Annotated in this window: 20 protein-coding genes; 12 read left to right on the forward strand and 8 right to left on the reverse strand. The window is 69.5% G+C overall.

From position 1 onward, the window contains the following. Nucleotides 1-120: 120 nt before the first annotated feature. From VFE83_RS07720 to cutA, 3 genes are read right to left on the reverse strand one after another with little or no spacing between them, the layout of a single operon-like run. On the reverse strand, nucleotides 121-717 hold the full coding sequence (locus VFE83_RS07720) for a TlpA disulfide reductase family protein (RefSeq protein WP_324904739.1): 597 nt from the start codon (nucleotides 715-717) through the stop codon (nucleotides 121-123). Then, entirely contained in the window at nucleotides 717-3,158 is a 2,442-nt protein-coding gene (gene dsbD, locus VFE83_RS07725) for a protein-disulfide reductase DsbD (protein ID WP_324904741.1), read from the reverse strand. Before dsbD ends, VFE83_RS07720 begins: the two co-directional genes overlap by 1 nt. Then, nucleotides 3,151-3,489, reverse strand: a complete 339-nt coding sequence (cutA, locus tag VFE83_RS07730) for a divalent-cation tolerance protein CutA (RefSeq protein WP_324904743.1) — start codon at nucleotides 3,487-3,489, stop codon at nucleotides 3,151-3,153. Before cutA ends, dsbD begins: the two co-directional genes overlap by 8 nt. A 121-nt stretch (nucleotides 3,490-3,610) precedes the next feature. Between cutA and VFE83_RS07735 the strand changes: the two genes are divergently transcribed. Beyond that, entirely contained in the window at nucleotides 3,611-4,066 is a 456-nt protein-coding gene (locus tag VFE83_RS07735; protein ID WP_324904745.1) for a hypothetical protein, read from the forward strand. A 3-nt stretch (nucleotides 4,067-4,069) separates the two neighbouring features. On the opposite strand, the gene VFE83_RS07740 is transcribed toward VFE83_RS07735, so the two are convergent. Next, nucleotides 4,070-4,474, reverse strand: coding sequence for a helix-turn-helix domain-containing protein (locus VFE83_RS07740; RefSeq protein ID WP_324904747.1), 405 nt, complete (start codon nucleotides 4,472-4,474; stop codon nucleotides 4,070-4,072). A 526-nt stretch (nucleotides 4,475-5,000) separates the two neighbouring features. Here VFE83_RS07740 and groES point away from each other — a divergent pair. The 4 genes from groES to glnE all read left to right on the forward strand — a co-directional run bounded on the left by groES (nucleotide 5,001) and on the right by glnE (nucleotide 10,973). After that, nucleotides 5,001-5,288 (forward strand): co-chaperone GroES, encoded by a 288-nt coding sequence (gene groES, locus VFE83_RS07745; RefSeq protein WP_324904749.1) that lies wholly within the window; start codon nucleotides 5,001-5,003, stop codon nucleotides 5,286-5,288. Between the two features lie 138 nt (nucleotides 5,289-5,426). Then, on the forward strand, nucleotides 5,427-7,064 hold the full coding sequence (groL, locus tag VFE83_RS07750) for a chaperonin GroEL (RefSeq protein ID WP_324904751.1): 1,638 nt from the start codon (nucleotides 5,427-5,429) through the stop codon (nucleotides 7,062-7,064). Nucleotides 7,065-7,192: 128 nt separating this feature from the next. Further along, nucleotides 7,193-7,801, forward strand: coding sequence for a DUF6445 family protein (locus VFE83_RS07755; RefSeq protein WP_324904753.1), 609 nt, complete (start codon nucleotides 7,193-7,195; stop codon nucleotides 7,799-7,801). Nucleotides 7,802-8,162: 361 nt separating this feature from the next. Beyond that, nucleotides 8,163-10,973, forward strand: a complete 2,811-nt coding sequence (glnE, locus tag VFE83_RS07760; protein WP_324904755.1) for a bifunctional [glutamate--ammonia ligase]-adenylyl-L-tyrosine phosphorylase/[glutamate--ammonia-ligase] adenylyltransferase — start codon at nucleotides 8,163-8,165, stop codon at nucleotides 10,971-10,973. 3 nt (nucleotides 10,974-10,976) lie between these two features. On the opposite strand, the gene VFE83_RS07765 is transcribed toward glnE, so the two are convergent. Genes VFE83_RS07765 through VFE83_RS07775 form a run of 3 tightly spaced genes read right to left on the reverse strand, consistent with a single transcriptional unit; the run spans nucleotide 10,977 to nucleotide 13,339 of the window. Next, nucleotides 10,977-11,465 carry a hypothetical protein gene (locus tag VFE83_RS07765; protein ID WP_324904757.1) on the reverse strand — a complete coding sequence of 163 codons (489 nt, stop codon included), beginning with the start codon at nucleotides 11,463-11,465 and terminating at the stop codon, nucleotides 10,977-10,979. Next, a complete protein-coding gene (locus VFE83_RS07770; RefSeq protein ID WP_324904759.1) occupies nucleotides 11,462-12,325 on the reverse strand; it encodes a DUF2145 domain-containing protein in 864 nt (287 codons plus the stop codon). Before VFE83_RS07770 ends, VFE83_RS07765 begins: the two co-directional genes overlap by 4 nt. 36 nt (nucleotides 12,326-12,361) lie before the next feature. Next, nucleotides 12,362-13,339 (reverse strand): mitochondrial fission ELM1 family protein, encoded by a 978-nt coding sequence (locus VFE83_RS07775; protein ID WP_324904934.1) that lies wholly within the window; start codon nucleotides 13,337-13,339, stop codon nucleotides 12,362-12,364. A 116-nt stretch (nucleotides 13,340-13,455) separates the two neighbouring features. On the opposite strand from VFE83_RS07775, the gene VFE83_RS07780 reads away from it, so the two are divergent. The 6 genes from VFE83_RS07780 (at nucleotide 13,456) to VFE83_RS07805 (ending at nucleotide 18,244) form a co-directional block, all read left to right on the forward strand. Further along, nucleotides 13,456-14,067 carry a malonic semialdehyde reductase gene (locus VFE83_RS07780; RefSeq protein ID WP_324904761.1) on the forward strand — a complete coding sequence of 204 codons (612 nt, stop codon included), beginning with the start codon at nucleotides 13,456-13,458 and terminating at the stop codon, nucleotides 14,065-14,067. Nucleotides 14,068-14,092: 25 nt separating this feature from the next. Further along, entirely contained in the window at nucleotides 14,093-14,680 is a 588-nt protein-coding gene (locus tag VFE83_RS07785; protein ID WP_324904763.1) for a YceI family protein, read from the forward strand. 114 nt (nucleotides 14,681-14,794) lie between these two features. Continuing rightward, the gene (locus VFE83_RS07790; protein ID WP_324904766.1) at nucleotides 14,795-15,505 is read left to right on the forward strand and encodes a pirin family protein; all 711 of its coding nucleotides are present in this window, start codon (nucleotides 14,795-14,797) and stop codon (nucleotides 15,503-15,505) included. 73 nt (nucleotides 15,506-15,578) lie between these two features. Further along, nucleotides 15,579-15,776: a zinc-finger domain-containing protein gene (locus VFE83_RS07795; protein WP_324904768.1), complete on the forward strand. Its 198-nt coding sequence runs from the start codon at nucleotides 15,579-15,581 to the stop codon at nucleotides 15,774-15,776. Between the two features lie 31 nt (nucleotides 15,777-15,807). Continuing rightward, nucleotides 15,808-16,953, forward strand: a complete 1,146-nt coding sequence (locus VFE83_RS07800; protein ID WP_324904770.1) for a glycosyltransferase — start codon at nucleotides 15,808-15,810, stop codon at nucleotides 16,951-16,953. Continuing rightward, on the forward strand, nucleotides 16,937-18,244 hold the full coding sequence (locus VFE83_RS07805; protein WP_324904772.1) for an O-antigen ligase: 1,308 nt from the start codon (nucleotides 16,937-16,939) through the stop codon (nucleotides 18,242-18,244). The genes VFE83_RS07800 and VFE83_RS07805 overlap by 17 nt, the downstream gene beginning before the upstream one ends. 1 nt (nucleotide 18,245) lies before the next feature. Here VFE83_RS07805 and lpxL read toward each other — a convergent pair whose 3' ends face one another. Continuing rightward, nucleotides 18,246-19,172 carry an LpxL/LpxP family Kdo(2)-lipid IV(A) lauroyl/palmitoleoyl acyltransferase gene (gene lpxL / locus VFE83_RS07810; RefSeq protein WP_324904774.1) on the reverse strand — a complete coding sequence of 309 codons (927 nt, stop codon included), beginning with the start codon at nucleotides 19,170-19,172 and terminating at the stop codon, nucleotides 18,246-18,248. Between the two features lie 102 nt (nucleotides 19,173-19,274). Here lpxL and waaA point away from each other — a divergent pair, with 102 nt between their 5' ends. Beyond that, on the forward strand, nucleotides 19,275-20,576 hold the full coding sequence (gene waaA / locus VFE83_RS07815) for a lipid IV(A) 3-deoxy-D-manno-octulosonic acid transferase (protein ID WP_324904776.1): 1,302 nt from the start codon (nucleotides 19,275-19,277) through the stop codon (nucleotides 20,574-20,576). Nucleotides 20,577-20,598 lie beyond the last annotated feature (22 nt).

Here is a 20,598-nt window from a genome sequence, read left to right on the forward strand (position 1 = left end):
GAAATCGTCCGGGACAGGTCTGAAGGCCGGCAGTGTGCGCGATGCCAGTCGGGGTGTCCAGACGTTCGCTACCGTATCGGCGAAGTTCCCGGAAATTAATCAGTTGTTTGAGTGGTCGCTCTAATCTGCGACCCAGTTGTCGATTTCGCCGTGCTGGAACGGGCCGATCTTCTGCTTCAACAGGCGGCCATCGGCCGATACGAGCACCGTATACGGAAGAACGCCTTTCGGATTGCCCAGTTGCACGCCGGCATCGCGCGGGCCGGCCTGGTCCAGCAGGATCGGGTACCGCACCGGAATGCGTCGGAGGAACTCGCGCACCGCGGCTTCGTCATCCAGCGCGATGCCGACCACTTGCGTGCCGTTCGTGTCCTGGGTGGCGGCGAAGCGGTCTAGCTCGGGCATCTCCTCGATGCAGGGCCCGCACCAGCTGGCCCACAGGTTGATCAGGATCGGCCGCCCCGCATAGGCGGCCGGCAGCGTGATCCGGTCATCGTCCAGCGTCGGGAGTTGCAGCGACGGGATCACCTCGCCGCGCGAGGCCACCGCCAGGCCGGCCGGTGGGGCCGGCGCGGTGGACTGCAGGACGGAGTGCAGCGCACGCTGCCCGACCTCGGTCCGCAGCAGCGGACCCGGGCCGTTGAGCCAGAGGCCGGCCGCGGCGCCGAGTACCCCGGCCACGACCGCCACCAGCAGGATCCGGCCGGTCGAGCCCATCAGCGCGCGACCCGACCTGCACGTTCGGCGAACTTGTCGGCTTCTTCGAAGCCGAACAGCCGCAACGCGCGGTGCTCCTCGCCGTCCGCGTAATAAAGCGTGGCTGGCGGGCCGATGATGCCGAGGTGCTTCATCAGTTCCTGGTCCAGTTCGTCGTTGGCGGTCACGTCGGCCTTCAACAGCACGAAGCCGGCGAGGGCGCGGTGCACCCGGGGCTCGGGGAAGGTGTACTTCTCCATCTCCTTACAGGCCACGCACCAGTCCGCATAGAAGTCGAGCATGAGCGGCTTGCCGGCGGCCTGGGCGGCGGCGACTTCGCGCTGCAGGTCGGCCAGCGACTTGATCTTGCGGAAAGGCAGTTCGGCCGATGCGGCCTGGTTGCCGCGCAGACCCGCCAGCGGCTGCAGGGGGTCGCGGCTGCCGGCCATCGCACCCACCAGTTGCGCCGTGCCGAGCAGGCCCAGCAGCAGCGCCGCGGTCCATCCGGCCACGCGCACGCCATCGCGGCGTGCGGCTTTGAGCGCCAACGCCACCGCCGCGGACGCGGCGAGAAGGAGCACGCCCCAGGCGGCGAGGGTCGCCGCGGCCGGCAGGATGCGCGAGAGCATCCACACGGCCAAGCCCAGGAACACGAAGCCGAACACGCGCTGGATTGCGACCATCCACGGTCCGCTGGTCGGCAGGCCCTTGCCGGCCGCCACGCCGAAGGCGAGCAGCGGCACGCCCATGCCCATCGCCAGCAGGAACAGCGCGGCACCGCCGAACGCCGGGTCCTGGGTCTGGCCGATGTAGAGCACGGCCGCGGCCAGGGGCGGCGCGACGCAGGGGCCGACGATCAGCGCCGAAAGCGCGCCCATCGCCGCCACGCCGGCCATCGAGCCGCCGCGCTGGCGATCGCTCATCGCGCCCAGGCGGCTGCGCAGCCCGGCAGGCAGCTGCAACTCGTACAGGCCGAAACTCGACAGCGCCAGGACCACGAACAGCAGCGCGAAGGCGACGATGATCCACGGCGTCTGGAAAGCCACCTGCAGGTTGGCGCCAACCAGGCCGGCGATCACGCCGGCCGCGGTGAACACTAGCGCATTGGCCAGCACGTACACCAGCGACAGCCAGAACGCGCGGCGCGCGCCCAGGCCCGGACCATGGCCGGCGATCAGCCCGGACAGGATCGGAATCATCGGCAGCACGCAGGGCGTGAACGAAAGCAGCAGGCCGAAGCCGAAGAAACTCGCCAACGCCCACCAGCGGTTCGGGCCGGACAGCGCGGCGGCAAGCCGGCTGTCCTCGGCCTGCTCGGCAGCTGCGTTCGCGGAACCGGAATCGCGGGAGACGACCGCGTCCCCAGCCAACCCTTTACTTGAAGGGGAGGGCTCAACAGCCGGCGCCGTCGAAGCTGCGTCTTCGTGCGCAACGGGGTTTTGCTCCCTCCCCTTCAAGGGGAGGGCTGGGGTGGGGATGGGTTGGCCCACAGCGCCATCAACGGTCGCAACTCCCGCCGGCAGCGCCACGTCAACCGTGCGCGTCATCGGCGGATAGCAGATGCCGTCGGTCTGGCATCCCTGAAAGCCTGCCGTCAGCGGCACCGTGGCGGCACCCGCTTGCCGGCGCTGCAGCGGCACCGGTACCTCGACCTGGTCGAAGAACACCACGACGTCGCCGAAATGCTCGTCGCGATGCGCCACGCCCTTCGGCCAGCGCGGCGCGCCCAGCGCGATGCCCGCCTGCCGGGCCGCGTCGTCCAGCCGCAGCGTGGTCTTGTCGCGATACAGGTAATAGCCCTTGGCCGGGGTGAAGCGCAGCAGCAGGGTGTTGCCATCGCCGGCGATGGCCTCGAAGCCGAAGGCCTGCTCCGGCGGAAGCGGCAGCGCGTCCGCGGTCGCGGATGCGCCACGGCCGAGCAGCCCGCCGCCCAGCGGTGCGCCGTTGCGCGCAGCGCCGAACGCGACGATCGGCTGGGCGCCCGCGCCCGCATCGGCCGTGGCGGGCAGCGCCACCGTCAGGCTCCGCGTCTGCGGCGGATAGCAGATGCCGGCGTCGGCGCAGCCCTGGTACTTGATCTTCAGCGTGACCTGACGCGCCTGCGCCTGGCCCGGCAGCACGGCCGTCAGGTTCTCGCGATAGGTTTCGACCTTGCCGAAGAACTCGTCCTCGTAGGCCTTGCCCTTGGGCAGCTGCAGCGGCTGCGCGTCGAAGCCGGCGTCGGCCTGCACGCCGATGCGGTGGCGGTACAGGTAATAGCCGTCGGCGATGCGCCAGCGGATCTCGATCCGGTCGGCGCTGGCCGCTTCGGCGCGCAGCACGAAGGCCTCGTCGACCGGCAGCAGGTCGTCCGGGTCGATCGCGGCGCTGGCAGGCGCCGCCGCCAGCAGGGCAAGCGCGGCAAGGGTGAAGCGCGCAACGAACGGCCGCAGGGCGCCGAAGGAACGGATAGCGTCAGTCATCGTCTCGGGTCTGTTCGGCCACCCAGGCCAGGTACGCGGCGAGGCCGCCGACCGCTTCGACCGCGACGGCCTCCGGCAGTTCGTACGGATGCAGCGCACGCAGGCGCTCGACCAGCGCCTCCTGACGGTCGGCAGTGGTCTTGATCAGCAGCAGCACTTCCTCGTCGCGCGCCACCTCGCCTTTCCAGCGATAGGTGGATTTCACGCCGGGCAGGACGTTGACGCAGGCCGCCAGGCGCTCGCCGACCAGCGAACTGGCCAGGGCGTCGGCGGTCTGCGGATCGGGGCAGGTGCTCAGCACCAGCCGCACGTTGTGGGAGGAGGCGGACATCGGGGCGCCAGTTTAGGGCCTGCCCCGGAGCCGCGCGCGGGCCGGTCATGGAATGGCGTGTCGCGTCCCGGCACCGCGGCGGCGATTGGCGTAGGCTGCGACCGATGGCCGAGGAGGCTCGATGTCCCCCCAACGCTGGCTGCTCTCCGCCGTCCTGCTGCTGGTCCCGGGCCTGCAGGCCGTGGCGCAGCCTGGCGATGCGCACGGCATCCGCGTGCGCGCGGCCTGCCTGCTGGCCGCGCCGTCCCCGCGCGTGCTGGCCGACCTGAGCTGCGAGAGCGCCATGGACTGCTGGCGCGATCCTGCCTCGATGGACGTCCTCGACGCGGAGACCGGCAAGCGCGTGGGCGAGGGCGTCAAGGACCTGGTCTATGTGGACGCGACCGGCCGCCTGCTGCCCGAACCGCCGATGCAGGGAACGATCCGCGCGGTCTGGACACTGGGCCTGTCGGCCGCGGCGAAGCCCATTCGCCTGCAACTGGTGCAGGGCGACGAAACGGCCACTGCGGCATTCGAACCTGCCGCCGATTGCACGGCCCTGCCGGCCGCGGCGGTGAAGCGCCTCTCCGGCGGCTGAGGCTCAGCGCCCGCGCTGGCTTGCGCCGCGCAGGCGGCCGATGCGCTGCTCGGCCAGCTGCTCGACTACTTCCACCAGTGGCGCCTTCGAGCGCATTGGCGCATCGCGGAAGGCGGCGAGCAGCCGCAGTTCCAGCGGGTCCTCGACCAGGATGGCGTCGGCCGCCGCCACCGAATCCAGTGCGGTTTCGGCCGACAGCCCCATCGAGCCGCGCCCGGTCGCCAGCCATTCGAACTGCACGCCGGTCACCATCGCGATCTCGCGCAGGTGCGCCACGCTGGGGAACTTGCCGCGTGCCGATTCCCAGTGGCCCACCGCGCTGCGCTGCACTCCGACGGCAGCTCCGAGTGCAGCCTGCGAAAGGCCTGCATGACGGCGGGCGAGGCGGATGCGCTGCTGCGGTGTCATGGCTGCTACCTGTAGTCACCTGGCGAACAAAATACATCAAAGCCTGTGCGCCAGCGGTAGCCTCCTTCACGCGATTTTCGAGGCACACCCGGCGCTTTCATGTTTTTCCGACACGATTGGGCTACCGATGCTCAACGGTCGGACTCTACCTGGGTACTGGCCGTTCTGCCACGGAGTGCACAAGATTCGCTGGCGCCAGCAGGGACGCGAAGCGCGACAAGGCGTCGGTTCGGGGACGGGTGCAGGGACGCACCAAGCACAGGACAAGCCACTCCGCACCAAAGAGCGCGTTCCACGGGACGCGCTCTTTCTTTTTCCGCTTCCCGCGCGCGTGTTGCCGCAATCCGGACGGATTTGCGTTCAGCCCCTTGAAAGCTTTTCGCCACCCCCCAATCTCCCGGCAATCCCGGTTCCCCGGGGTTTTCTTCGCCACCGAACTTGGCACTCATCGGTGGCGAGTGCTAAAATTTCGAAAGTTTTTGTTCCGTTTCAACAACTTACATCACTCCTCGGAGGTTTGTCCGCCATGAATATCAAGCCGCTCTACGACCGCGTGGTCATCAAGCGCATGGAAGAAGAAAAGATGTCCGCCGGCGGCATCGTGATCCCCGACTCGGCGACCGAGAAGCCGATCAAGGGCGAAGTCGTCGCAGTGGGCGAAGGCAAGGTGTTCGACAACGGCAACGTGCGCGCTCCCAAGGTCAAGGTCGGCGACAAGGTGCTCTTCGGCAAGTACAGCGGCACCGAGGTCAAGCTCGACGGCACCGAATACCTGGTGGTGAAGGAAGACGACATCTTCGCGGTGCTGGCGTAACGCCAGCACGGGGAACCGGGAATGGGAAATCGGGAATCGTAAAGGCGCCGCGCGCCGACATCCCTTATCCCATCCCGCTCCCTCTCCTGCTTTCAACCATTCCCCATTCCCAATTCCCCATTCCCGGAGTTTCAGAACATGGCAGCCAAGGAAATCCGTTTCGGTGAGGACGCGCGCGTCAAGATGGTGCGCGGCGTCAACATCCTCGCCAATGCCGTCAAGGCCACGCTCGGCCCGAAGGGCCGCAACGTCGTGCTCGAGAAGAGCTTCGGCGCTCCCACCATCACCAAGGACGGCGTGTCCGTCGCCAAGGAAATCGAACTGCAGGACAAGTTCGAGAACATGGGCGCGCAGATGGTGAAGGAAGTCGCTTCCAAGACCTCCGACAACGCCGGTGACGGCACCACCACCGCTACCGTGCTGGCGCAGGCGCTGATCCGCGAGGGCATGAAGGCGGTCGCCGCCGGCATGAACCCGATGGACCTCAAGCGCGGCATCGACAAGGCCGTGACCGAGGCCGTGGGCGAGCTGAAGAAGATCAGCAAGCCGTCGTCGACCTCGAAGGAAATCGCCCAGGTCGGCGCGATCTCGGCCAACAGCGACACCAACATCGGCGACCTCATCGCGCAGGCGATGGACAAGGTCGGCAAGGAAGGCGTGATCACCGTCGAGGACGGTTCGGGCCTGGAGAACGAGCTCGACGTCGTCGAGGGCATGCAGTTCGACCGCGGCTACCTGTCGCCGTACTTCATCAACAACCAGCAGTCGATGCAGGCCGAACTGGACGATCCGTTCATCCTGCTGCACGACAAGAAGATCTCCAACGTGCGTGACCTGCTGCCGGTGCTGGAAGGCGTCGCGAAGGCTGGCAAGCCGCTGCTGATCATCGCCGAGGAAGTCGAGGGTGAAGCCCTGGCGACCCTGGTGGTCAACACCATCCGCGGCATCGTGAAGGTCTGCGCCGTGAAGGCCCCGGGCTTCGGCGACCGTCGCAAGGCGATGCTGGAAGACATGGCCATCCTGACCGGCGGCACCGTGATCTCCGAAGAAGTCGGCCTGCAGCTCGACAAGGCCACCATCAAGGATCTCGGCCGCGCGAAGAAGGTGCAGGTCTCCAAGGAGAACACCACCATCATCGACGGCGCCGGCGAAGCCTCGGGCATCGAAGGCCGCATCAAGCAGATCAAGGCGCAGATCGAGGAGACCTCCTCCGACTACGACCGCGAGAAGCTGCAGGAGCGCGTGGCCAAGCTGGCCGGCGGCGTGGCCGTCATCAAGGTCGGTGCCGCCACCGAAGTCGAGATGAAGGAAAAGAAGGCCCGCGTCGAAGACGCGCTGCACGCCACCCGCGCTGCCGTTGAAGAAGGCATCGTTCCGGGCGGCGGCGTCGCGCTGCTGCGCGCGAAGGCGGCCATCGCCGGCCTGAAGGGTGCCAACGAAGACCAGAACCACGGCATCCAGATCGCCCTGCGCGCGATGGAAGCGCCGCTGCGCGAGATCGTGACCAACGCCGGCGAAGAGCCGTCGGTCATCCTCAACAAGGTCATCGAAGGCAAGGGCGCGTTCGGCTACAACGCGGCCAACGGCGAGTTCGGCGACATGCTCGAGTTCGGCATCCTGGACCCGACCAAGGTCACCCGCACCGCGCTGCAGAACGCCGCGTCGATCGCCGGTCTGATGATCACGACCGAAGCGATGGTCGCCGAGCTGCCGAAGAAGGAAGAGCCGGCAATGCCGGGCGGCGGCATGGGCGGCATGGGCGGCATGGACTTCTAAGTCCGCTTCCCGCGTCATCCGCGACACGAGAACCCCGCAGCGATGCGGGGTTCTTTTTTTTGCGCGAATGGACGGTCGCGCACGGCCCATGGAAGCGGTGCAGGCAGGCGGCTATGCTCGGTTCCGGCATGCCTACCTCCCTCATCATCGTCGACGACTTCCTCAATCCACGCGACGCGCAGCAGCTGCGCAACGTCGGATTGCAGCTCACTTATCCGGAACAGCAGGGCGCGTTCCCGGGCCGCAACTCGCTCGAGCGCATCGAGATCGAAGGCCTGGACGAAAGCGTGTCCCGTTTGACCGGCGAGCGGCTACGCCCGATTTCTCCGCTGCAGTCCCACGCGAAGTTCCGCATGACCCTGGCAGCCGATCGCGGCCGCGCCAAGGTGCACGTCGATGACGCGTACTGGTCGGGGATCCTCTATCTGAGCCGGCCGGAGGACTGCCGCGGCGGCACGGAGTTCTTCCGCCATCGCCCGACCAACACCGACCGCGCGCCCATCGACCGCGCCGAACTGGAGGCGATGGGCTACACCTCGATGGAGCAGATGCACCGCGAGGTCATCGAGAAGGACAGCGTCGACGACTCGAAGTGGGAGCTGACCATGCAGGCGCCGATGCGCTTCAACCGGCTGGTGCTGCTGCGGCCCTGGCTTTGGCATACCGCGGGGCCGGCGTTCGGCGACGGCATGGAGAACGGCCGGCTCGTCTACCTGATGTTCTTCGCGCGGGCGTAGTAACCACCAACCTGAATAGGGAGCGGTCCAAATGGTCATTTGGCACGGTATTTGAACCGCTGAGTTCTATTTTGCGGTGCAGCGTGCAAAGCCCCTAACGGTTCCTTCACGATCAACGCGCATCCCGACGTGGGGGAGGGAGCAGGCCCGCAACCGGTTCGACCGGGGCGGGCTTTTTATTTGCCCGTTCGTTGCAACGCGCATGCGCGGCAGGGCACTCGTCAAGCGCTCACGACGGAAGCAGGAGGGACGCTCCCGCAACACCGTCGAACCTCGACGAGCTGCGGGTGCCTGCCGATACCGGCGCGCATCGAACGCAACGCGACGCAAGCCCGCTGAACCCGCATGCGATCATCGCGCGATGCACGAAGCTTTCGATTCCCTCATCGGGCGCGCGTGGTCGCGCCTCCAGGCGGCTGCGCCCGCGGTCTGTCGCGACGACGACATCGTGTTGCGCGAACGGATCGGCCGCATCGCGCTAGCGAGCGACTTCGTCATCGAGACCTTCGTGCGCCAGCCGGCGTTGCTCGCGCGCCTGGCGGCCGATCCGGATGCGCCGGCCGAAGCGCCGCCCACGCTGGGCGAGGACAACCGCGACCAGTGGCCGGCGCTGCTGCGCCGCCATCGCGCCGCGGGCTCCGCGCGGCTGGTCTGGCGCGACGTGCTCGGGCTGGACGATGTGGAGGCGACGCTGGCCGGCAGTACGCGGCTGGCGGAGGAATGCCTGGACACCGCGCTGCAGGCGCTGGAAGCGGAGTTCGCGCGGCGGCATGGCGTCGTGCGCGATCGCGACGGCCGCGTGCAGCGGCTGGTGGTGTTCGCGCTGGGCAAGATGGGCGGCGGCGAGCTGAACTTCAGCTCCGACGTCGACCTGGTCTACGCCTACGAACACGACGGCGAGTCCGACGGCGGGCGCGCGCTGGACGCCGAACACTACTTCGCACGACTGGGCCAGCAACTGGCGAAGCTGCTGGACGAGAACACCGCGGACGGTTTCAGCCATCGCGTCGACCTGCGCCTGCGTCCGTACGGCAACGCCGGCCGCGTCGCGTGGTCGTTCGGTGCGATGGAGCAGTACTTCCAGCGCGAAGGCCGCGACTGGGAGCGCTACGCATGGCAGAAGGCGCGTCCGGTGGCCGGCGACATCGAAGCCGGCGAGCGCTTCCTCGATGGGCTGCGCCCGTTCGTGTATCGACGCTACCTGGACTTCGGCGCGCTCGATGGCCTGCGCGCGATGAAGGCCGCCATCAGTGCCGAGGTCGCGCGCAAGGAACTGGCCGACGACATCAAGCGCGGGCCTGGCGGCATCCGTGAGATCGAATTCCTGGTGCAGGCGCTGCAGTTGATCTACGGCGGCCGCGAGCCGGAGCTGCGCGAACGCCGCCTGCTGCCGGCGCTGCAGGCGCTCGTGCAGGCGCGCCAGATGGGCGATGAGGCGGGGGTCGCGCTGGCCCAGGCGTACTGCTTCCTGCGCCGGCTGGAGAACCGCCTGCAGATGCTGCGCGATGCGCAGACACATGCGCTGCCGCAGGCCGACGCGGACCGTGACCGCATCGCGGCGGCATTGGGCTACGCGGACTGGAGCGCCTTGCGTGCGGCGCTGGATCAACAGCGCGCCCTGGTCACCGGTGAGTTCGAAGCGCTGCTCGCGCCGCGCCGCCGACGCAGCGCGCCCGATGCACTGACCAGCTACTGGCGTGCGCTGCCCGACGACGGGGATATGCGGGTGCTGGAGCAGGCCGGATTCATCGAGGCCGGGAACGCGGACGGTGCCCTGCGCGACTTCGGCCGCAGCCCGGGCGTGCGTGGACTGTCCGACAGCGCGCGTGCGCGGCTGGACCGGGTGATGCCGTCGCTGCTGCAGGCGGCGGCTGCGTCGAGCGAACCGATGCTCGCGTTGCGCCGTCTGCTCGCGCTGCTGCAGAACGTGCTCCGCCGCAGCGCGTACCTCGCCCTGCTGGACGAGCAGCCGGCAGCGCTGGCGCGGCTGGTGGAAGTGGTCACGCGCAGCGCGCTGCTGGCCGAACGACTGGCCGCGTATCCGCTGCTGCTCGACGAACTGCTGGACGCGCGCATCGCCGGACCGTTGCCCGGCCGCGAGGAGTTGCACGCGGCATGCGCTGCCGTGGCCGAGGGCCAGGACGACGATGCCGAAGCGGTGCTGCAGGCGCTGAACGAAGTGCGCCAGGCGCTGAGCTTCCGCATCGCGATGGCATTGCGGGACGGGCGCCAGTCCGCGACCGAATGCGCGCGCCAGCTCGCGTGGTTGGCCGATGGCGTGGTCATGCGCGTGCTGCGCCTGGCCGAACATGAGGTCGCGTCCGTGCATGGCCGCGTACCTGGCGCGCGCTTCGCCGTGATCGGCTACGGCAGCCTGGGGGGCGAGGAACTCGGTTTCGGTTCGGACCTCGACCTGGTGTTCCTGTACGACGCACCCGGCGGCGAGCATGCGCATTCCGACGGCGCGCGTCCGGTCGAGGCCATGCGCTGGTTCGCGCGTGTTGCGCAGAAGGTGGTGGCGCTGCTTGGTGCGGTCACCGGTGCGGGCCGGCTGTACGACGTCGACGTGCGCTTGCGCCCGGACGGCGCGAAAGGCCTGCTCGTGTCGAGCCTGGCCAGCTACCGCGACTACCAGCGCGAACGCGCGTGGACCTGGGAACACCAGGCGCTGGTGCGCGCGCGGTTCATCGCGGGCGACGAATCGCTGGGCGCGGATTTCGAGGACGTGCGCGCGCAGACGCTTTCGCGCGCCCGCAATGCACAGGCCGTGTGCGCGGACGTGGTGGCGATGCGCCGGCGCATGCGTGCCGAACTGGACCGCAGCGACGCGGCGGCGTTCGACCTGAAGCAGGGCGAGGGCGGACTGGTGGACCTCGAGTTCCTGCTGCAGTACGCCGTGCTCGCCCATTCGGCGGGACGGCCGACGTGGTTGCGTCCCCACAGTACGCCCGAGTTGATCGACGCGACTGCCGCGAGCGGTTGGCTCGACAAAGACGAGGCAGAGGCGCTTCGCGAGGCGCACGCCGTGATGGTCGATGCGGGCCTCGCTTGCACGCTGGATCGCCGCCCGCGCCGCGTACCGGCGGACGACACGATTGCCGAGGCACGTCGCGCCATCACCCACGCCGCGCAGCGGCACGGGCTGATGTTCGATACGGAGATCGCGGGCTGAGGACTACCAGGTCTTGCTGCTGGCCTGCCCGGCGGCCTCGACGGTCGGGACGAAGGCGAGTTGCGTGCCGGCCTCGTCCTGCGCCATCCAGCCGCCGCCTTCGGTGCTCGGCTTGAACGTCACCGTCTGCCCCACGCGGAACGCCGCTGCCGGGTCGTCCTTGCGCTGCGGCCAGCGCAGCACGGACGTCTCGTCCTTGCCGTCGCGATGCGCGGCCAGTTCGACCTCGCGTTCGCCCGCGGCGGTCGTGCGCACCGCGGTCACCTGCATCGGCGGCAGCGTGGCGGCGCGCGGCGGGCGACCGGCCTGTGCGCTGGTGTACGACAACGCGGTGCCGGCCGACATCGAGAGCATCAGCGGCGTCGCCAGTCCGACCGACAGGTACAGCACCGACCTCTCCGACGGATCCATCGGCTCGCCTGCATGCGCGCGCGGCAGCGACAGCGCGACCCCCAGCGAGCACACGAGTGCGAGGGAAACGTAGGACTTCATGGAGCGTTCTCCTGCGATGCCGGTGCGGCCGGCGGATTGGGAACCCGGAAGTCGCGCTGCAGCAACGCACGCGACTGGAGGAAATCGAACACCGACTCGACCGTGACGACCGAATAATCGCCACCGATGCGCTCGCCCGCGGGATGATCGGTCACCGCGACGTTCTTGACGAACAGGCGTGCGCCCAGGCGTTCGTGCAGGTCCAGGTGCAGGCGTGAGGGCTTGTAGTCGTTCGCGCGCAACCATTGCTGCACGGCGCGGCGGTCGATCGGGATGCCTGCGTCGACAGCAGGGTCCATCACCGTGGCTGCAATGACTTCCAGGATCCACTGGTTGGAGTTCTGGAACTCCGTGGCGAACGGATACGCGACCATGCTGTAGCGCGGCTCGTGCAGGGCGCGCGCACGCGTCGCCGGCGGCAACAGCGAATCATGCAGGCGCCGCGAAAGCGCCGGTTCGAACACACCCACGCGCACATCGCTGCGCAGCGCGCTCTCGCCGACGAAATTGGCGAGCCCTTCCTCGTACAGCGTCGAACGGTCGGTGCGGCAGCGATTGAGCAGGTGCACCACGCGCCAGTGGCCGTCCGGTTCGCGCAGGGCCAGTGCGAGATGGCTGTGGGTGAGTCCGTAGCGCGAGAGGTCCTGGCCGCCGCGTGCGAGCAAGGCGACGTCGTGACCGTCGAGTGCATCCAGTGCGCGCTCGACGCGGATCGCCATGTCGAACATGGACTGCGTGGCCTGCGGCGTCGGGTAGCGCTCGCCGCAGGCGGGTGCCGCATGCGCCGCGCTACTCACGATGCACGCCAGCGACAGTGCGAGTGCCGTATGCAGCGCCCTTCGCGAGAATTCCCGTTCCATCGCCTTCCCCCTTGGCGTCCTTGTAGAGCGATTCTCTCAGAGCGACAGCCGCTGCCGCACCTCGGCGGCCACGCGTGTGGTTTCGCGCAGCGGTGTGACCGCGAAGGCCTCCAACAGTTCCGGCTCGAACGGCCGTACCCGTCCCATGCGCAGCAGCGTGTCGAGAAAATGTCGCGGCCTCCCGCCCACGTGCGCGTAGCCGGCCACGTACACCGGCACCAGCGTGGCCGACGCTTCGGAGAGCATGTTCACCGAGTCCGCCGTGCAGACGATCCGGTCGGCCCAGGCCAGCAGACCCGCATATGGATTGGCGCCGTCCGCCGGCTCCGTCCAGATCACGCCGGGTACGCCGCGGAACCGCTCCCGCATGCGTGCGCGCACGGCCGCTGGAGTGCGGCGCGACGCGGTGGCCAGCACGCAGCCGCCTTCCTCCGTCACGTGTCGGGACACGTCCCGCAGGACCGCGTCGTACAGCGCGTCGTCGAACCGCGCGTGCGCGCTGGCGCCGCCCAGCAGCAAGGCGGTCCGCGGTGCGGGCAGGGCGCCGAAGGACGCGAAGGCCTGGCGGGCGGCCGCCAGCCACAGGTCGTCGACGGGGTGCAGGCTGCCAATCGTCGGGATCACGTTGGCGCCGCGCAGCTGATCGTGCTCGGGCGCGATGACCAGGTCCCAGTGCCGCGGGGCGAGGCGCGGGTCGAGGATCTGCACGGCCCGGGCGCCGCGTGCGCGCAGCAGGCGCGTCGCCAGCGCCGCCTGACGGCCGCAGCCGATCGCCAGCGACGGCGCGACGGTGGCTGCGAAGGCTTCGCCGAATGCGTTGTCGGCACCGGGAAGCCGGCGTGGCGCGATCCATCGCCACGGCGCGCGCGCCTCCAGCGTCCAAGGCTGGTGCGGCAGGGCGAGCGCGGTTGCCAGCGCCTCGGCCTGGCGCACGTTGCCGGCGTGGCCGTCGGTCAGGGTCCATGTCGAAGGCGTCGTCGCAGAGGGCGGATTGGCGGTGCCGGGCGGGTGCATTCGTTGCACGTTTGTGAGTAATCCGTTCCGGAACAGTCGGCTGTTGCGATCGTGCAAGACTCTACACTCTCGACCCTCGGCCGCGTCAGCCGCGCGGCGAACCACTGGAGCCTTCGATGTCGCAAGCCCCGTCCCACGCCTCCGCATCGCTGTCCGATGCGGCCCTGGACCAGCTGTTCCGCACCGCGCGCACCCACAACGAGCTGGGCGGCGAGGTGAGCGACGAGACGCTGCGGCAGCTGTACGACCTGGCCAAGTGGGGCCCGACCAGCGCGAATATGTCGCCGCTGCGCCTGGTGTTCGTGAAGTCCGCGCAGGCCAAGGCCAAGCTGGGTCCGGCCCTGGACGAGGGCAATTACGCCAAGACCATGGCCGCGCCGGTGACGGCCATCGTCGCCTTCGACCTGGCCTTCTACGAGAAGCTGCCGTACCTGTTCCCGCACACCGACGCGCGCGGCTGGTTCGACGGCAAGCCGGAGGACGCGCTCACCACCATCGCGCTGCGCAACGGCAGCCTGCAAGGCGCCTACGTGCTGATGGCCGCGCGCGCGCTGGGCCTGGATTGCGGGCCGATGTCCGGCTTCAACAATGCTCTGGTCGACGAGACGTTCTTCGCCGGCACGCGCATCAAGTCCAACTTCCTGATCAACCTGGGCCATGGCGACACGGCCCGGCTGTTTCCGCGTTCGCCGCGGCTGTCCTTCGACGAAGCCGCGCAGATCTTGTAAGCCCACCCCGCAACGGAGAATCCCCATGTTCAAGCGCCTTGCCCTTGCCGCGGCCCTGGTCGTCGCCAGCACCGCCGCCCTTGCCGCGCCCACCACGTACAAGATCGACCCTGGCCACACCAGCGTGGTCGCCAGCTGGAGCCACTTCGGCTTCTCCAACCCGGTCGCCACCTTCGGCGGCGCGGAAGGCACCATCACCTACGATCCGGCCAACGTCGGTACTTCGAAGGTGGAAGTGACCATCCCGCTGTCCGGCCTGGACTCGCGCATGGAGAAGTTCGACGAGCACCTGCGCAGCGCGGATTTCTTCGACGCCGAGAAGTTCCCCAACATCACCTTCAAGAGCACCAAGGTGGAGGCCGCTGGCGACAAGAAGCTGCGCGTGTTCGGCGACCTGACCATCAAGGGCGTGACCAGGCAGGTCGTGCTGGATACCACGATCAACAAGATCGGCGAGCAGCCGATGGCCAAGCGCGCGGCGGCCGGCTTCGATGCCGTCACCACCATCAAGCGCAGCGACTTCGGCGTGGACAAGTACGCACCCAACGTCAGCGACACGGTCACCCTGCGCATCACCACCGAAGCGGTGGTGCCGAAGCCGGACGCGAAGTAAGCGCCGCGCAACGACGGCATGGCGGCCGGCTGGTCGCCATGCCGTTGCCAAGGGCTTGACGGTCGAAACACGATCTTCGACCGTCTCGCCCCCCCTTCGAGTTGCCGCATTCCGATGATCATCCAGCGCCCTTCCTCGTCCCGCGGCCAGACGAAGACCGACCGGCTCGACAGCCGGCATGGCTTTTCCTTCGGCGGCTACTACGACCCGGCGTGGATGGGTTTCGGCCCGTTGCGCGTGCTCAACGAGGAACACCTGGCCCCCGGCGCCGCGTTCGATGCGCAGCGCCGCGCCAACATGGAACTGCTGACCTATGTCGTGGACGGCGAACTCGTCCACCGCGACAGCCTGGGCGGCGAAGGTTCCGTGCGCGCGGGCGAGCTGCAATGGCTCAGCGCCGGCCACGGGGTGGAGCACACCGAATCCAACGCGTCCGACACCGCGCCCGCGCACGTGCTGCGCGTCTGGATCCAGCCCTCGCGGCTGAACCACGAGCCCGCATATGCCAAGCACCCGGCCGCGGACCCGGATACGCGCGGCTGGGTAGTGCGTGCGGCCGGCGACGGGCGCGCGGGCAGCCTGCCGATCCGGCAGGACGCACGCGTGTCGCAGGTCCGGCTGGCGCGCGGCGCGCGCGCCGAGTACGCGCTCGACGCCTCGCGCCTGTACTGGCTGCATCTGGTCAGCGGGCGCGCCACCGCCAATGGCGAGCACGTGCTGGAGGCCGGCGATGCGCTGGGCTGGCAGGACGAGGACGGCACCCTGACGTTGCAGGGCGGCAGCGACGAGCCCGCGCTGGCGCTGCTGTTCGACCTGCCCGAATGAGCCGGCCGTGCACGGCCGGTCTTCGCGCCGGGGCTGGTAAACTTGCCGCCCCGCGTCGCCAACCGCCCGTGCCATGACCGCAGCCAACGCCCATCCGACCCAGGCCAATGCCGAGCAGCGCTACGTGGTGCACCGCGCCGACCTGCCGCTGAGCTGCCCGCTGCCGTCGATGGCGCTGTGGAACTCGCATCCGCGCGTGTACCTGCCGATCGAGGCCGAAGGCGAAGTGCAGTGCCCGTACTGCGGCGCGCACTTCGTGCTTGCGGACTGATCCACGCTCCGGCGGAACCCCGACCGCGCCCATGGCCGCGCCGGAACCGCCCGCTTCGCCCCTGACCGTCGTCCAGCTGCTGCCGGCGCTGGAGTCCGGTGGCGTCGAACGCTCCACGCTCGAAATCGTCCAGGCGCTGGTCGAAGCCGGCCACCGCGCCATCGTCGTCTCGCGCGGCGGCCGCCTGGTCCCACGGCTGCGCGAACTGGGCGGCGAGCACTTCCCGCTCGACATCGGCCGCAAGTCGCCGCTGACCTTCCGCCACGCGCTCGCGCTGCGTCGCTTGTTGCTGCGCGAACGCGTGGACGTGGTGCATGCGCGCTCGCGCCTGCCGGCGTGGGTGGGTGCGCTGGCCTTGCACAGCCTGTCGCCCTCCCGGCGCCCACATTGGGTGACCACGGTGCACGGGCTCAATTCGCCGTCGCGCTACAGCGCGGTGATGACGCGCGGCGAACGCGTGATCTGTGTTTCCCAGACCGTGCGCGAGTACGTGCTGCGCCATTACCCGCAGACCGATCCGCGACGCCTGCGCGTGATCGAACGCGGCATCGACCCGGCGCGCTTCCCGCGCGTGCCGCCGCACGATCCGGATGCGCGCGCATGGGCGGCGGGCCTGCATCCGCAACTGGGCGGCGCCGGTCCGCTGCTCCTGCTGCCCGGTCGCGGCACGCGGCTGAAGGGCCATGCCGACGCGCTGGTGCTGCTGGCGCGGCTGCGTGCCGACGGGTTCGACGCGCGCCTGTGGTTGCCCGGCGCGCGCGAAGGCGGACGTGAGGCTTACATCGGCGAACTGGAACGCGAGGCGGCGACGCTCGGCGTGGCGGAAGTGGTCGCCTTCACAGTGCCGACGGACGCGATCGCACGTGCGTACGCCGCCAGCGACCTGGTGCTGCAACTCTCGCGCAAGCCGGAGGCGTTCGGCCGCACCGTGCTGGAGGCGCTGTCGGTGGGCCGGCCGCTGCTGGGCTGGAACCATGGCGGCGTCGGCGAACTGCTGGCGCGATGGCAACCGGACGGTGCGGTCGCCGCGTTCGACATCGACGCGCTGCATCGCGCCGGCCACGAACTTCTTACGCACCCGCCGGTGCCACCGGCTACGATGCCCAATTCGTTGCGTGCCATGCAGGAGCACACGCTTGCCGTCTACGCCGAGCTCGTCGATGAACGCCGCCGCTGAGCCCGTGTCCGCGCGCCCGCGCGTGCATGGCTGGCGCTGGGCGCCGGCCTGGGTGCTGACCTACGTCGCGTTGTGGCCCGCGCCGGGCTATGCCGAAGCCGTGCTGGTGCTGGGTGCGCTGGCCGCCATCGTGATGCTGGGCCTGTCGCGCTTCCGCAACGGCACGCAGTTACTGAGCAACCCGGCGTGGGCACTGACCAGCGTGCTGTTCTTCGCGTACTGGACGCCGGAGCTTGTCTCGGCCATCGATGCCATCGATCCGGCGCGCGCGCTGCGCGAAGCGGCGGTGGACCTGCGCTACCTGCCGTTCCTGTGGCTGGTCGCCGCCGCGGTGGCCGACACGCGCGGTCGCCGCACCACGTTCACCGGCTTGGCCGTGATCATCGGCATCTGGACGGTCGACGCGCTGGCGCAGGCCGCCAGCGGCAACAGCCCACTCTTCTCGGCCATCGATGGCATCAAGCATGCGATCAGCGGCCACGGCATGTGTTCGCCGGAAGAGATGCTGTACGTGGACCGCCTGAGCGGCGTACTGGGGCCGTGCAACCTCAAGCTCGGCCAGGTGCTGGCCAGCCTGTCGCCGTTCCTGCTGTTCGCCGGCGGCCGGCGCCTGGGCATGGTCGGCTGGCTGCTCGCGGCGGCCGGCGTGGGCGTGGTGCTGGTGCTGGCGGGGTCGCGCGCATCGTGGATCACCTACGCGCTGGCGCTGGCGATGTCGGGCTGGCGCCTGCTCGGCTGGAAGAAGCTGTTGCTGGTGTTCGCCATCGGTGCGATCACGGTGGGCGCGCTGACCGCCGGCGTGCCGCAGGTGCGCGAGCGCATCGCCCGCACCGCGCATGCACTCAATGCCGACGTCGAAGGCGTGGACAGCGCGCTCTCCGGGCGTGCACGCATCTGGAGTGCCGCGCTGTGCATGGTGCGCGAGCACCCGCTCAACGGCGTGGGCGCGCGTGGCTTCCGCGAGGCCTTCCCGGCCTGCGATCCGTCACCGGGGCAGATCGCTGCGTGGGGCGGTGGTCCGGCCCTGCATGCGCACCAGCTGGTGCTGGAAGTGTTGAGCGAGACCGGCGCGTTCGGTCTGCTGATGTGGCTGGCCGGCGTGGCGCTGGCGTGGCGGGCATGGCGCTTCGCGGATGCAAGCGCCCGCGAACGCGCGCGCCCCGCGATGTGGGCGCTGGTGGTGACGGTGTTCCCGCTCAACACGCACCTGGCGTTCTATTCGACCTTCTGGGGCGGCCTGACGCTGCTGCTGGCCGCGCTGTACGCGGGCAGCCTGCTCGCGCGCGACTGACTCAGCGGTAAGGCGAGGTCATTCCGGGCGGGCGCCGCTTGAAGCGCCGGTGGATCCACAGGTACTGCGTCGGAGCCTCGCGCACCATCGCTTCGATGGACGCGTTGACGCGCGCGCTGTCCACCGCCGCATCCGCCGAGGGGAACTCCTCCAGCGGTGCGCCGATGCGCAGCACGTAGTCCGCGCCCTCGCGACGATGGAAGAACGGCACCACCGCACTGCCGCTCAGGCGCGATAACTGGTGCGTGGCCGTGATCGTCGCCGCGGGCACGCCGAAGAACGGCACGAACACCGTGTCCTTGCCGCGCATGTCCTGGTCCGGCGCATACCAGAGGAACCCGCCCTGCTTGAGGTGGCGGATCGCCGGACGGACCTCGTCGTTGGTGAACATCGCCTTCGCATAGCGCAACCGGCCGCGCTTGACGGCCCACTCCATCACCGGGCTGCGATGGCGGCGGTACATGCCGGCCAGCGGCAGGTGATCGCACATCAGCCGGCCGCACATTTCCAGGGTCATGAAGTGACCGGAGACCATCAGCACGCCACGGCCCCGCGCGCGGACTTCGTCCAGCAGTTCCAGGCCTTCGATGCGCACGGTGCGCCGCATCGGCTCGGCCGAGCCCCACCAGGCCCGCGCGAATTCGAAGAAGCCCACGCCCAGGTCGTGGAAGCTCTCGCGCAGCAATTGCTCACGCTCCGCCGGCGTCTTCTCGGGGAAGCACAGCGCCAGGTTGATCTCCGCGGCGCGGCGGCGCGTACCGGCGATGCGCAGCGCCACCGCGCCGATGGCGCGACCCAGGCCGCGCTGCAACGACCACGGCAGGCGCGCGCCCAGGCACATGACACCGAGCGCCAGCCACATCGGCCAGTGGCGCGGTCCAAGCGGCGGTGGGGGCGGGGAAGTGGGGGATTCGACAGCCTTGGACATGGCGCGATTCTAGGGCCTGCGCGTTGCGGGGCAGTAGACCGCAAGCGGCCGTGACGTATTTGCCTTCGCCTCACGCACACACGCTTCGTTATCCTAGGCGCGATGCCGACAGACCCCATCGAGCGCCTCCTGCGCGGCCTGTATTCGGTCGCCCTCTATCTGTTGGCGCCCATCACGGTCTACCACCTCATCTGGCGCGGGCTGCGCCAGCCCGCGTATTTCCAGCGCTGGCAGGAACGCTACGCGCTGTACGGCGATCGTCCGCCGATGCGCACGCTGTGGGTGCACGCGGTGTCGGTGGGCGAGGTCAATGCCGCGGTGCCGCTGGTCAACGCATTGCGCCGCGCGCGGCCGGACCTGCGCCTGCTGGTCACCACCATCACCCCCACTGGCTCCGAACGCGTGCACGCGGCATGGGGCGATGCGGTCGAGCATGTGTACGTACCCTACGACCTGCCCGGTGCGGTCGCGCGTTTCCTCGCGCACTTCCGTCCGCACGCCGCGCTGATCATGGAAACCGAGCTGTGGCCCAGCCTGTTGTTCGGCTGCCGCGACCACGGCATCCCGGCGGTGATCCTCAACGCACGCCTGTCGGAGCGCTCGCTGCGCGGCTACCGCGTGCTGGCGCCGTTGGTCGCCCGCGCGCTGCGCACCGTGCGCACGGTCGCCGCGCAGTCGCATGCCGATGGCGAGCGCTTCATCCGCCTGGGCGCGCGGCCGGAGCAGGTGCTGGAAGTGGGCAACCTGAAGTTCGACGTCGCCGTGCCCGATCACCTGGCCGAATTCGCCGCGCAGTGCCGCCGCTGTGCGGGGGCGAGGCCGGTGTGGATCGCCGCGAGCACGCATGAGGACGAGGAGCCGGCGGTGATCGCCATCCACCGTCGCCTGCGCGCGCAGTTTCCGGACCTGCTGCTGCTGTGGGCGCCGCGCCACCCCGAGCGCTTCCGCATCGTCGCCGACGCCGCGCGCGCGGCCGGGTGGAGCGTCTCGACGCGTTCGCGCCAGCAGTGGCCCGGCGCGGGCGATGCGGTGTTCGTGGTCGACACGCTGGGCGAGCTGATGAGCTTCTACGCCTGCGCGGACGTGGCCTTCGTCGGAGGCAGCCTGCAGGCCATCGGTGGGCACAACCTGCTGGAACCCGCGGCCACCGGCACGGCCATCGTCACCGGGCCGCACCTGCACAATTTCGTCGAGATCGCACAGCGCCTGGAAGATGCGGGCGCGCTGCGCGTGGTGCCCGATGCCGACGGCGTGCGCGGGGCGCTAGCCGAACTGCTGGCCGACGCGCAGGCACGTGAACGCATGACCACCGCTGGCCGCGCGCTCGTGGAAACCGGACGTGGTGCGCTGGCGCGCACGATGGAACTGCTGCAGCCTCTGCTGCCTGCGCCCGCCGGGCAGTGAGCGGCAGGTTCAGGACGGCGGG

Origin of the sequence: Lysobacter sp. (assembly GCF_035655815.1) — a bacterium.
In the GTDB taxonomy this organism is placed as follows: domain Bacteria; phylum Pseudomonadota; class Gammaproteobacteria; order Xanthomonadales; family Xanthomonadaceae; genus Lysobacter_J.